The sequence below is a fragment of the Vibrio sp. QJM3NY_15 genome, from assembly GCF_057785995.1.
Map to the genome: position 1 here is coordinate 1,873,180 of NZ_CM173518.1, position 13,191 is coordinate 1,886,370.

Here is a 13,191-nt window from a genome sequence, read left to right on the forward strand (position 1 = left end):
CAATTATGCAATTAAATTCAAATGAAATCAGCGATCTGATTAAAGATCGCATCTCGAAATTTAATGTGAGCACCGAAGCTCGCAACGAAGGCACTATAGTCTCGGTTCGTGACGGCATCATTACCATAAACGGCCTTGCGGATGTCATGCAGGGTGAGATGATCGAGCTTCCAGGTGGCAAATACGCTCTTGCTCTTAACCTTGACACGCACTCAGTCGGTGCCGTGGTTATGGGTCCCTACACTGACCTCTCGGAAGGTATGAAAGTGAAAGGGACAGGTCGTATCTTGGAAGTACCCGTAGGTAATGGACTTCTTGGCCGTGTAGTGAACACACTAGGTGAGCCAATCGATGGCAAAGGCCCAGTGAGTTGTGACCGACTCGACCCTGTAGAAGTAATTGCACCCGGCGTAATCGAGCGTAAGTCCGTCGATCAGCCGATTCAAACCGGTTATAAAGCCGTTGATACCATGGTGCCTATCGGTCGTGGTCAACGTGAACTTATCATCGGTGACCGTCAGACTGGTAAAACAGCGTTAGCTATCGATGCGATCATCAATCAGAAAGATTCTGGCATCAAATGTGTTTACGTGGCTATTGGCCAGAAAGCCTCTACTATCGCAAACGTTGTTCGTAAACTCGAAGACCACGATGCGCTTAAAAACACCATCGTTGTTGTTGCATCAGCATCAGAATCAGCCGCTCTTCAATACCTTGCTCCTTATGCGGGTTGCACCATGGGTGAATACTTCCGTGACCGCGGTGAAGATGCACTGATTATCTACGATGACCTATCAAAACAAGCCGTCGCTTACCGTCAAATCTCATTGCTACTTAAACGCCCACCGGGTCGTGAAGCCTTCCCTGGCGACGTATTCTACCTCCACTCACGCCTACTAGAACGTGCGGCACGAGTAAATGCGGAATACGTTGAGAAGTTCACAAATGGTGAAGTGAAAGGCCAAACAGGTTCATTAACCGCGCTTCCGATCATTGAAACTCAAGCGGGTGACGTATCGGCGTTTGTACCAACCAACGTAATCTCAATTACTGATGGTCAGGTATTCCTACAAACCCAACTATTCAACTCAGGTCTACGTCCTGCTGTTGACCCAGGTATCTCGGTATCTCGTGTGGGTGGTGCAGCGCAGTGCAAGATCATCAAGAAACTGTCTGGTGGTATTCGTACATCGTTAGCTCAATACCGTGAGCTAGCGGCATTTGCTCAGTTCTCTTCTGACCTAGACGACATGACGCGCAAGCAGCTTGATCATGGTGAGCGAGTAACCGAACTGATGAAACAAAAGCAATACTCGCCGATGTCTGTCGCTGAGCAAGCAACGGTTATCTACGCAGCAGAAAAAGGCTATTTGGCTGACGTAGAGTTGCACAAAGTTGCACGTTTTGAAGAAGAGTTAATTGCTTACGCGAAAGGTCAAAACCCAGAGTTGTTCGACACCATCAACGCAAATGGTGATTACAACGATGAAATTGATGGCGCTCTTGCAAAGCTTCTCGGTGACTTTGTAGCGTTGAAAGCTTGGTAAACGCTCCGGTTTGTTGGCTGGAAATCAAAACAAATTAGGAGCAGATAATGGCAAATACTAAAGAAATTCGCACCAAGATAGGCAGTGTTAGTAACACTCAGAAAATCACCAGTGCAATGGAGATGGTTGCGGCAAGTAAGATGCGTAAGGTTCAAGACAATATGACGCTAACACGTCCATATGCCGAGAACATGCGCAAAGTTATCTCTCATGTCGCATCAGGGTCGCTGGAATACCAGCACCCCTACCTTCAACAGCGTGAACCAAAACGCGTTGCTTACATCATTATTTCGTCCGATCGAGGCTTATGTGGTGGCTTGAACTCGAATTTGTTCAAGAAAGTGTTAGAAGAAATGGAGATGTGGCGTACCAAAGGCGTTGAAGTAGAAACGACCTTAATTGGTTCAAAAGCTATCTCATTTTTCCAACGCAGCGGCAATGTTATCGCGCAAACGTCAGGCCTTGGTGACGCGCCTAAATTAGAAGACATTTTAGGTACGGTTAACGCGATGCTAGGGCATTACGACGACGAAAAAATCGACAGTTTGTATCTCGTGTATAACCAGTTCATCAACACCATGGTTCAAGAACCAACGACCTTGCAGTTGCTGCCCCACCCTTCAGATTCTGAGGCCGATGGAGGCGCGAAAAAAGCACGTCGTTGGGACTACATCTACGAACAAGCACCAAGAGACATCCTCTCTGAGCTGTTACATCGATACATTGAATCGCAAGTGTATCAAGGCATCGTAGAGAGCATTGCCTGTGAGCAAGCAGCCCGAATGGTGGCCATGAAAGCGGCGACCGATAACGCAGGCCAACTCATCGATGATTTGCAGTTGGTATACAACAAAGCGCGACAGGCTGCCATTACCCAAGAACTGAGTGAAATAGTCTCAGGAGCTCAAGCTGTCTAAGGGCAGAAAAGAGTGGGTTAAGAATAGAATTTGAGGATTTAGAGATGAGTGTTGGAAAAATAGTTAAAGTTATCGGCGCGGTGGTAGACGTCGAGTTCAGCGGCGGCAACAGCCCACGCGTGTATGATGCATTGAAAGTGACGAGCGAGGAAGCAAGCTCTCTCGTATTGGAAGTTCAGCAACAACTGGGTGGCAGTATCGTTCGTTGTATTGCAATGGGTACGTCAGATGGCTTGCGCCGCGGCCTAACTGTTGAAAACACAGGTTCTCCAATCACCGTTCCTGTGGGCGAAGAAACCTTAGGCCGTATCATGAACGTTCTTGGTCAGCCTATCGATGAATGTGGTGAAATCGGTCAGAAAGAAAGCTACGAAATTCACCGTGAAGCACCCTCTTATGAAGAACAAGCAAACAGCACTGAACTTCTTGAGACCGGCGTTAAGGTTATCGACCTTATTTGTCCGTTCGCAAAAGGCGGTAAAATTGGTCTGTTCGGTGGTGCTGGCGTAGGTAAAACCGTCAACATGATGGAGCTTATCAACAACATCGCAAAAGCCCACTCAGGTCTCTCTGTATTTACCGGTGTTGGTGAGCGTACTCGTGAAGGTAACGACTTCTACTACGAGATGAAAGAAGCGGGTGTACTAGACAAAGTAGCCATGGTTTACGGCCAAATGAACGAGCCACCGGGAAACCGTCTACGTGTTGCACTTACAGGCCTGACTATGGCTGAGCGCTTCCGTGATGAAGGTCGTGACGTACTGTTGTTCATTGATAACATCTACCGTTACACGCTTGCGGGGACTGAGGTGTCAGCACTGTTAGGTCGTATGCCTTCAGCAGTAGGTTACCAACCAACACTCGCTGAAGAGATGGGTGTGCTTCAAGAGCGTATCACTTCGACTAGACAAGGTTCTATCACGTCTATCCAAGCGGTTTACGTACCTGCGGATGACTTGACCGATCCATCACCAGCAACAACCTTTGCTCACTTAGATGCGACCGTTGTACTGTCTCGTAATATCGCTGCATTAGGCCTCTACCCTGCAATCGACCCATTGGATTCAACATCTCGCCAATTGGACCCGCTTGTGGTTGGTCAAGAGCACTACGACATTGCACAAAAAGTCCAAACAACGCTACAACGCTACAAAGAGCTAAAAGACATCATCGCGATTCTTGGTATGGATGAGCTGTCGACTGAAGACAAACAGACCGTATCTCGCGCTCGTAAGATTGAACGTTTCTTAACTCAGCCTTACCACGTAGCCGAAGTGTTTACCGGTCAGAAAGGTGTATTTGTACCGCTAAGCGAAACACTAAGAGGCTTTAAAGGCCTGTTAGGCGGCGAATATGACGATATCCCAGAGCAAGCATTCTTGTACTGTGGTTCTATCGACGAAGTGCTTAACAAAGCAAAATCACTCTAAGAGGTAGGTGCACCATGGCTATCGGAATTACAGATAATACATTTCAACTTAATATTGTAAGTGCGGAAGGTACGCTGTTTTCAGGTCCAGCGTATGCCCTAGCCGTTTCTGGCGCTGATGGTGAGCTGGGGATCCGCCCCGGTCACTCCCCGCTTCTCAGTAAAATAAAGCCAGGCGTGACAGTGTTTGTCACAGACCCTAAATCAGAGGGGCAAGTGCTTTATGTTTCTGGCGGGATGCTAGAAGTTCAGCCGGATGTGGTAACGGTGTTAGCCGATACTGCCTTGCACGGCCAAGATATTGACCGCGCTCGCGCAGAAGAAGCGAAATATGCCGCTCTAGAAAATATCAATAAGGGCAATGTAGACATCAACTTTGCACAAGCTCAGCTTGAACTCGCAAAAGCCGTTGCTCAGCTTCGCGCATCAGAACTCGATGTCTTCTCGCACTCGACACTGAGAATAAAACTTAGATGCTTAACGCTTAGTGCTTAGTGCTTGATGTGTAAATAGTCTACCCACTTAAAAACAGTTTAAGTGGGTAGACTACATCAGGAACCCTTCTCTCCTTTCCAGCTTCCCCTCCCTTTCAACCGTCCCTAGTACATCCTTTTCCACCAGCGTTTACACCATTATTTTTCAGCAAAACGCGCTTGGTGCGGATCAAGTTCATGACCAAGAGGTTGTGTGAGTGAATGATATAATTCTGGCTTACGTCCACGAATCCAGCGTCTGCCAGTACACATGTCTAACTCTTCTGCTTTTAGCTCTGCAATCACCATATCGTTATCAACACTATCGGTCTCAGCAATGATTTCACCATAAGGGCTGAGGATCATCGCATTGCCTGTTCTTACTTCATCCATATCAACGCCGACACCATTACTAAACACCACAAACATACCGTTGTCGTGCGCTCTTGCAGGCAACCAACGCATTAACCACTCGCGTCCATTCTTGCCCTGCATTTCAGCACGAATCGCCTCTGGGTTTTCATCTCGGTTAAACCATAATTCAGGGTCAATTCGCTTCATCGCATTCGGGCTTCGTGAATGACAACCGCCCGTTTGGTGTGGCGCAATCAAAATATCGGCGCCTTTCAATGCGGTGATTCGAACGTTCTCAACCAAGTTGTTATCCCAACAAATCAAGATACCGACTTTGCAGCCATGCGGCGTATCGAACACCGTGTATTGGTCTCCACTGCTCATGTGAGGGCTAACGAAGGTATGCAGTTTACGATGTTTCTGCACCTCGCCATTAGGCATTGCAAATACGTAGCTGTTGTATAACTCGCCATCAGTACCCTGCTCTATCAAGCCCGCGCCAACGCTCATGCCAAATTGCGTTGCCAACGAAATGAGTTTTTGAGTGGATTCACCGCTTGGTACGGGTTCCGCTAGCACTTCAATTTCATCGCGAGATAAAGCAGACACATGCCAGTAGCCAGTGATGCACATCTCAGGAAAACTGATGATCTCCACGTCACTGTCCACAGCCTTTTGAACGTATTGCTCTATAACCGATAAGTTATACGCCTTATCACCTGCGTGGTGGTTAAATTGAACCGACGCTACTTTGATGTCTTTCTTCATGATTCGTCCTCAAGCTTTGCTTTATCTGATTGGTATGAACCTAGTATAAAAAATCAATTCAATTCCATATAATGAAACATATTCTCAATTCAATGAGCATTTGGAATGGAATTTGATCTACTGAAGGCATTTTGTCAGCTCGCTAAATCGGGCAATTACCGTTTGGCGTCAGAGCAGCTCTACATCACTCAATCGGCACTCACTAAAAAGATTCAACGACTTGAATCCAACATTGGGGCATCTTTGTTTTCTCGTGGCAGGAATGGCGCAGAACTCACGCATGCGGGGAAAACGTTACTGGCAGAAGCCCAACGTTTGGTTCATTCAATGCAAGCGTTTGAACAACTGTCAGGCTCGGTGGTGAACGGAACTCAGGGGCATTTAAACATTGGCTTTGGCGTGTCTACATATCATGAAGCACCCAAGCTTATTGCCGCTTATAAACAACGATACTCAGACGTTCATATCACGTTAAATGACACACCTTCCAAGCAACAGACGGACGAACTGTCAAACCATGAACTCGATATCAGCTTCAATCGGATACCAGAATCATCGGATTTAGAAAGCCTAACACTGTTCAATGATTCGCTTGTGATTGCGATACACAAAGATCTTCTCAAGCAAGCGCCAAGCAAAAATCTCGTCGTCTCTGAGTTATCGAAATGGCCTTATCTAAAGCTTGCCCAACATCGCGGCCCCGGATTAGACAGACAGATTCAACAATATTGCCTTGCAAATAAAATCGACTTATCAAAGACGCAAGAAGCCGATGATATCCTGACCCTGCTTGCCTTGGTTTCTGCCAATATCGGCTTCACCATTGTACCTAGCAGTGCTCAGTTCATTAGCAATACCGATGTGGAATTCATTACTTTAGAAGGTGAATACGCCACTTGGCCCGTCGGATTGATATGGAATGGGAAGAGTGAAAGTCCACTCAGGGATAGGTTTGTGGAGTTTGTGACCCAACAGATGGGAAACGAATCATGAGTCAGCAAAGGGTTTTCATGTTCAAGTAGAGTGACAAGACACTCTACTCATAAAAAACCGGCTTCTGCCGTTAACTATAAAGATTCAGGCAGACTTGCTTTAAACCAGCTACAAATATGATGCGCGACCACCTTAGGCTGTTCCATTGTCGATAGATGACCACAATCAGGAATTACATGAAGTGATACCTGCTTTATGTGTTTTGCCATTAACAGGTGATTATCGATTGGGCATAACAGGTCATCTTTCCCAGTAATGATCAACGTCGGAACCTGAATATCGGCCAATAGTGGTCTCGCATCAGGACGAGTCGCCAACGCCTGAGCGTGAGCCTCAAACCTTTCCATGCCGATGTTATTCGCCATTTGCGTGATTCTTTGAGTAAGCATTTGGTTCGCTAGCTGATTAGGGTGAATGAGCACTGGCATCAAAATATCAGGTGTTATCGATTCAAACTCCCCGGCTTTTGCTTTATCTACCAGAGTATTTCTTTTTTCAGAAACCTCCGGTTTTTCATCGGCGGCATTAGTATCCATTAAGATCAAGCCTTTCACCCGCTCAGGTGCTTGTCTAAACACTTCAAACGCGAGGATTCCCCCCATAGATAATCCACCGAGAACAAAGCTTTCAGGGGCATTTTCTAAGACCTTCCTTGCCAAAGCTTGCATGGATGTTTGCGTTCCTAAGTCACAAGTAAAAGGAGCCACCCAGTCGGGCAGCTCTTTATTGACGTCTTGGAACAACGTTTCATCACACAACAAACCAGGTAGCCATAATAGTGGTACTTCTGGTTTCATCATTCGTTATCCTACAAAGCTTGTGGTTGGTCAGAACCAAGAACGACATAAGTAAAGCTAGTCCCACGTAGGTTTTCAAGGCTGTATGACGCGCCATCTGGAACGCTGAACACATCACCGGTGGTCAGGACGACTTGTGCTTGCTCGCCGTCTTGAACGATGTTTAACAAAGTGTCACCTTCAAAGTTAATCAGCACCTGCTTCTCACTGCGTTTATGTACTGGGATGCTCGCACCTTCAGTCAGTTCATAAGCCATGATACTCACGTCATCTACGCTTTTAACTTGGAAGTCATAGCCAGATGATGGGTGTCCTGTTAACGCAAACTGCTTAACGCCAGGCTTGTCAAAATCACCCGACACTTCTCGGTAATCCTTTTTCAGCGCAACAAATGGCATCATCTGTTCAGCCGTGTAGGTATCAAATTGACCAAGCTCATCTGCCGTTAACAGTGGCATCAGATCGGAGTCATTTGGAACGGTATCACCGTCAATGGTATCAACCAGTGTGCCGTCTGCTTTCAGGTATAAACCGTAACCTTGGCTATCGGTAATCACACTCGGGTGCCAAACCACGCCACCACCGGAATTATCACCACCTAACACAGAATACATAAAGCCGTAATCGCGCCCTACCACCTCAAAACCTCTGAAAAGGTTAGTAGGAATAGAGATAACATCACCATGTGACAACACAGCTTCATTTTCACCCTCATTGCCCCAATAAAATCTGAATTGACCTTTGAAGACAACGAACAGTTCTGCGGTATGGTGTGAATGCAGAGAGTTCTTGATACCCGGAGGCTGACCAGCTGCACCGATGTTAAAACCAGCCGTTTCACGAATATGAACATGCTGACGACTGCTTTCCGCGACTCCGGCACCAATAATGCAGAAGTTATCTTTTAGATCGCTGCCTGGAGTGCGCGCATCGATGAATGCACTCGTACCAGGAATCAGTTCCATGTAGCGGACTAAATTGTTATTAATTTTATGTTGTAGGGTCATTCTAAATTCCTTTTTACCTAACCTACGCTCTAGTTAATTCCCCCCAAAGCGCTGATGTTAGGTGCGTAAGCCGCGAACCGCAGCTTTACATTAATTACCTAACGGCCTGCCACCATCGACTGCAACGGTGTTACCAGTTGAAAATGTCAGTAGTTCTGCTGCTGCATAAACGGCATTCGCAACCTCGAGATCACTCGCCAATCGTTTTAGCGGTGTTGATTGCTCTTGCGCGTTACGCCACTCATCATCGAGACCTTTGACAAATTCGGTGTCCACTAGGCCTGGAGCCACTGCAAGCACTCGAATATCAGGAGACAAGGCACGCGCTAAAGATCGCGTCATATTCTCAACTGCAGACTTACTCGCGCAGTAAGCCACGTTACTGCCCATTGCCGTTTGTGCCGCAATTGAAGTGATGTTCACCACGCAACCTTTAGCGCTCCGTAGTAAAGGTTCGAATGCACGTACCATTGCGAATGGAGCTCGCACGTTTACACGGAAGATTTTATCTATCAGCTCATCATTGAGTGACCCTAAATCACTGTGCGCGACAAACTTGGTCATGCCAGCACAGTTCACTAACAAGTCTAAAGAAGTTGACGACTCTTTAACTTGTGCCGCTAACGCACCAATTGCAGAACTGTCTTCAACGTTCAGCTGATACATAGCGTGGCCTGAGCCTTCCAAGGTATCTAAGATCGTTTGAGCTGCACTTTCGTTGCTGTTGTAGGTAAACACAACACGGTAGCCAGATTGCGCGAGCTTGTGACATATGGCGGCACCAATGCCGCCACTGCCGCCTGTAACTAAGGCAAGTTTCGTCATGTTATGCCTCTACCAATTTTTCTTTGTAACGACGAACACGGATATCAGCTTGCTCTTTATGGCCAGCGAAACCTTCTAGTGCACATAAGCGAGAGCAGTATTCACCGACTTTCAACGACGCTGATTCTGTTACACGCTGGTAAGTACACGTTTTAATGAATTTACCGACCCAAAGACCGCCCGTGTAACGCGCTGCTTTATTCGTTGGCAAAGTGTGGTTAGTGCCGATGCATTTATCACCGTAAGAAACATTAGTCTCACGGCCTAAGAACAACGCACCGTAGTTCGTCATGTTGTCTAAGAAGTACTTAGGATCTTTTGTCATAACTTGTACGTGCTCAGAAGCAAGATCATCGGCCACTTCAACCATCTCTTCATAGCTGTCACAAAGGATAACTTGTCCGTAATTTTCCCAAGCCTTACCTGCAATTTCAGCAGTAGGAAGAATAGTCAGCTGACGCTCAACTTCTTTTACCGTCTCTTTTGCAAATGTTTCACTGTTCGTCAAAAGAACAGCTGGAGAGTTATAACCGTGCTCAGCCTGACCCAATAGGTCCGCTGCGGCTAATTCAGGGTCACAACCTTCTTCATCAGCAATAACCAATGTTTCTGTTGGACCAGCAAACAAATCGATACCAACACGACCGAACAGTTGGCGTTTTGCTTCTGCAACAAAAGCATTACCTGGACCAACAATCATATCGACCGGGGCAATCGTCTCGGTACCAAGAGCCATCGCCCCAACCGCTTGAACGCCACCGAAGCAGTAAATTTCGTCTGCACCCGCCATCGCCATAGCGGCAACAATCGCTACATTTGGTTGACCATTAAAAGGAGGAGCGCAAGCAATAACGCGTTTCACACCAGCGACTTTTGCAGTAAGAACACTCATGTGCGCAGAGGCTACCAATGGGTATTTACCTCCTGGGATGTAACAACCAACACTGTTTACCGGAACATTTTTGTGTCCTAGTACGACACCGGGCATCGTTTCAACTTCAACATCGTGCATTGAGTCACGTTGGATCTGTGCAAAATTACGTACTTGTGTTTGTGCGAATTCAATATCGTGCTTAGTTGATTCATCCAATGCGTCCACACATGCCTGAATTTGCTCATCGGTTAAACGAAACTGCTCAGGAGACCAGTTATCAAATTTCTCTGAAAGTTCACGAACTGCACTGTCACCTTTCTTTTCGATGTCAGAAAGAATGTTCTCAACCGTTTGACGTACTTGCGCGTTGTTTGATGCCGATGCTTCTTCAGTGATGCCGTGTTTTAGAATGCGAGCCATGCGTAATTCTCCTTGTGGCGTATGCCGAGTTTTTGTTAATTGCTATTAATTTCAGAGGTTATTTTTTGTTTTTGTATGTTTTTGGATACGAATGCAAAATAAACATAAACATTTTTTTAACACTTGGCAAATCACTATTTAACATGAGCAATAATTACTAAGTCACTGTTTTAATGAACTAAAATCATAAAAATAGACTAAATAACGACATGGTATGTTTGAAAAACAATCAATTAATGCCATATTGATCACATTGTTTTTACTCTTTTTTTACAACAACACATGTTAAGTTTTGCATACCTTTGCAATGGAGAGTAAAACAAATGGAAAACTTCAAAGACATACTGAAAAACACAGACCGACTCGGAACGTTCGTAAAAACACCCCATCCACACATCATTGAGGTGCTTGCATTAGCTGAGCTGCCTTTCGTTGTTTTGGATGCTGAGCACGCACCGTTTGATCGTTCATCATTGGATAGCTGTATTCTTGCCGCTCGAGCCAATCAACTGCCCTGCATAGTTCGAGTTCAAGATAGCCAGCCATCAACCTTATTGAATGCTTTAGATTGTGGTGCGACGGGCATTCAAATCCCTCACGTGTGCAGTGCTGAACAAGCTGAGAAGCTAGTAAAGATGTCTCATTACGGAGAAGGAGGACGCGGCTATGCTGGTTCGAGTCGCGCTGCGAAATACGCAACGAAACCAATGGCTAACCACCTAAAAGACAGTAAGAACAACACAGTGGTGATCGCCCAAATTGAAGACCCAGAAGGCGTAATCAATGCCGATACCATTGCAGCTGTTGACGGTATCGATGCCCTGTTCATCGGCCAAGTAGACTTGGCCGTATCTTATGGCGCTGAGAGCGTAAATGACGAATGTGTTCGAGAAGCGAGCATAAAAATAATCAAAGCAGGTCAACAAGTTAACAAACCTGTAGGTATGTTTGTTGCGAATGCTCAAGCGGCTCGCAACTGGAAAGAGCTTGGAGTCAGTTTCTTTTGTGTGGGCTCTGAACACAAAATGATCATTGATGGCTTTCGAAATGAGCAAAGCGTCATGAATTCATAAATTTTCGTTGTGATTTCAAATGTTACACGTATTGTAATTATCAAACCGAGCTCATTTAGTATCGTGCTGCGCTTGGATTTATCGCGATATAAGGAGATTCCCCATAAAAGCGAAAGTTACCTCTATTGATGTCGCCAAAATGCTCGGCGTTTCTCAATCTACCGTTTCTAGGGCATTTAGCCCAACCGCAAGTATTAGCGAAAAGAAACGCAAAATGGTTATGGATGCTGCCACCAAACTTGGTTACACGCCGAATGCCATCGCTCGTGGGCTCATTTCCAATCGCTCAGGATTAGTCGCAATCGCACTTGATAGCGAGTCGAACCCAATGTACGACTTGCAATCGCGTGCACTTGCGATGGAAATCCAAAAGCGTGGCGGTCAAGTTGTTCTTTGCCCTATCGACAAAGATGACTTAGATCTCGCCATCTCACGAGCGATTGAGTACCAAGTTGACGGTTTGATCATCGCCACCAGTCGACTGACTTCACGTGCGTTTGCACAATGTGAGAAGTTTGGCGTTCACTTGAGCCTAATTAACCGATATACCGAAGGCATCAACGCGAATAGCGCAGGCTTAGATAACCAAAAAGCAGGTATACAAGCCGCAGACTACTTACTTGATAAAGGCTATAAACAATTAGCTTACGTGAGTGGCGATGCCGGATCGATGACCAGTGACAAGCGTTGGTTAGGTTTTGCTGAAACCGTGAAAGCACGTGAGGCAGCGTCACCTATCTTCATCAATTCCAAGTACAGTTTTGAAGCAGGATTAGAAGCGGCCAAAGAGTTGATAGAACACACGTCAAAACCTGACGCTGTATTCTGCGCCAATGATATCCTCGCAATGGGCGTAATGGATGGCCTAAGACAATTGGGCTTTAGTATTCCTGGGGACTTTGCTGTTATGGGTGTCGACGATATCCCAATGGCATCATGGCCTAGCTATGATCTCACCACCATCGCGCAACCAATCGATAAGATTGTTCAAAGTGCCGTAGAAGACTTAATGCAACGTATCAATGAAAACATGGACGCGGAAGGTACATACCTATTAGAACCTGGCATCATTATCGAACGCGGTAGTACTGCACTTAGCCAATAAATCCTTTCTCGTTACACCAATAAAATCCGCTGTGATTGGTGTGCTATACGGATTGTTTTTCGGCATGTTTGTCTACATAGAGTTGGATTCCAAAAAAGATCGTGATGATAGTGAATCTAGCCATCGGGTTTGTTACTCCCCCACTCGGCGCCAACTTATTTATGGCCAGTCAGGTGGGTAACGTGCCGATTGAATCCTTGTCTCGGACGATTTTAGGTTGGATTGGTACCATGCTCGCCGCTTTGATGATCATTACCTTTATTCCAGCGATATCACTGTACCTTCCAGAGTTATTGTCTTAAGCGCTCTCATGAACAAAGCCACTTGATATTCACCTTTGAGTGGCTTTTTCAATCCAACCATCCCCAAACTTATTGTTGCATGCGAACCCATTTTTAATTAAACAAATCCAAACAAAAAATTAACAAACTGAGTAGGATTCCATCGTATAAGAATCATTACTCTAAATTTTCTCTCGTGATCACTTCGATATAGCAAATCGTCACAGAGCATTCTCTGATTTAATACCCACCTCGCCATACCACATAAAATCACAACAAATACAAGAACTTATGTAGATTTACGTTACATTTAAACCTAATCATCTTG

Annotated in this window: 11 protein-coding genes and 2 pseudogenes; 8 read left to right on the forward strand and 5 right to left on the reverse strand. The window is 45.8% G+C overall.

The genetic code is table 11. The annotated features are described in order from the left end of the window. The first annotated feature begins 5 nt into the window (after positions 1-5). The 4 genes and pseudogenes from atpA to AC3CKG_RS24460 all read left to right on the forward strand — a co-directional run bounded on the left by atpA (position 6) and on the right by AC3CKG_RS24460 (position 4,353). Entirely contained in the window at positions 6-1,547 is a 1,542-nt protein-coding gene (atpA, locus tag AC3CKG_RS24445) for a F0F1 ATP synthase subunit alpha (RefSeq protein ID WP_012600780.1), read from the forward strand. Between the two features lie 47 nt (positions 1,548-1,594). After that, positions 1,595-2,464 (forward strand): F0F1 ATP synthase subunit gamma, encoded by an 870-nt coding sequence (atpG, locus tag AC3CKG_RS24450; protein ID WP_012600781.1) that lies wholly within the window; start codon positions 1,595-1,597, stop codon positions 2,462-2,464. 44 nt (positions 2,465-2,508) lie between these two features. After that, positions 2,509-3,894 carry a F0F1 ATP synthase subunit beta gene (gene atpD, locus AC3CKG_RS24455; RefSeq protein WP_004730394.1) on the forward strand — a complete coding sequence of 462 codons (1,386 nt, stop codon included), beginning with the start codon at positions 2,509-2,511 and terminating at the stop codon, positions 3,892-3,894. A 14-nt stretch (positions 3,895-3,908) separates the two neighbouring features. Beyond that, positions 3,909-4,353 (forward strand): annotated as a pseudogene (locus tag AC3CKG_RS24460) (F0F1 ATP synthase subunit epsilon). A gap of 172 nt (positions 4,354-4,525) precedes the next feature. On the opposite strand, the gene AC3CKG_RS24465 reads toward AC3CKG_RS24460, so the two are convergent. Further along, a complete protein-coding gene (locus AC3CKG_RS24465; RefSeq protein WP_488529553.1) occupies positions 4,526-5,488 on the reverse strand; it encodes a nitrilase family protein in 963 nt (320 codons plus the stop codon). A gap of 105 nt (positions 5,489-5,593) precedes the next feature. Between AC3CKG_RS24465 and AC3CKG_RS24470 the strand changes: the two genes are divergently transcribed. Beyond that, the gene (locus tag AC3CKG_RS24470; protein ID WP_372185474.1) at positions 5,594-6,481 is read left to right on the forward strand and encodes a LysR substrate-binding domain-containing protein; all 888 of its coding nucleotides are present in this window, start codon (positions 5,594-5,596) and stop codon (positions 6,479-6,481) included. A gap of 74 nt (positions 6,482-6,555) precedes the next feature. Here AC3CKG_RS24470 and AC3CKG_RS24475 read toward each other — a convergent pair whose 3' ends face one another. The 4 genes from AC3CKG_RS24475 to hisD all read right to left on the reverse strand — a co-directional run bounded on the left by AC3CKG_RS24475 (position 6,556) and on the right by hisD (position 10,404). After that, complete coding sequence (locus AC3CKG_RS24475; protein ID WP_372185550.1) at positions 6,556-7,278, reverse strand: alpha/beta fold hydrolase; 723 nt, start codon at positions 7,276-7,278, stop codon at positions 6,556-6,558. A gap of 11 nt (positions 7,279-7,289) precedes the next feature. Further along, complete coding sequence (locus tag AC3CKG_RS24480) at positions 7,290-8,285, reverse strand: cupin domain-containing protein (RefSeq protein WP_076670008.1); 996 nt, start codon at positions 8,283-8,285, stop codon at positions 7,290-7,292. 90 nt (positions 8,286-8,375) lie between these two features. Next, entirely contained in the window at positions 8,376-9,110 is a 735-nt protein-coding gene (locus AC3CKG_RS24485; RefSeq protein WP_488529554.1) for an SDR family NAD(P)-dependent oxidoreductase, read from the reverse strand. Between the two features lies 1 nt (position 9,111). Next, positions 9,112-10,404 (reverse strand): histidinol dehydrogenase, encoded by a 1,293-nt coding sequence (gene hisD / locus AC3CKG_RS24490; RefSeq protein ID WP_017111909.1) that lies wholly within the window; start codon positions 10,402-10,404, stop codon positions 9,112-9,114. A 323-nt stretch (positions 10,405-10,727) separates the two neighbouring features. On the opposite strand from hisD, the gene AC3CKG_RS24495 reads away from it, so the two are divergent. The 3 genes and pseudogenes from AC3CKG_RS24495 to AC3CKG_RS24505 form a co-directional block, all read left to right on the forward strand. Then, on the forward strand, positions 10,728-11,477 hold the full coding sequence (locus tag AC3CKG_RS24495; protein WP_017111908.1) for an HpcH/HpaI aldolase family protein: 750 nt from the start codon (positions 10,728-10,730) through the stop codon (positions 11,475-11,477). Positions 11,478-11,616: 139 nt separating this feature from the next. After that, positions 11,617-12,582 carry a LacI family DNA-binding transcriptional regulator gene (locus AC3CKG_RS24500; protein WP_488529555.1) on the forward strand — a complete coding sequence of 322 codons (966 nt, stop codon included), beginning with the start codon at positions 11,617-11,619 and terminating at the stop codon, positions 12,580-12,582. Positions 12,583-12,680: 98 nt separating this feature from the next. Next, positions 12,681-12,884: pseudogene (locus AC3CKG_RS24505) on the forward strand (TRAP transporter large permease subunit); the annotation flags it as partial. Between the last annotated feature and the right edge of the window lie 307 nt (positions 12,885-13,191).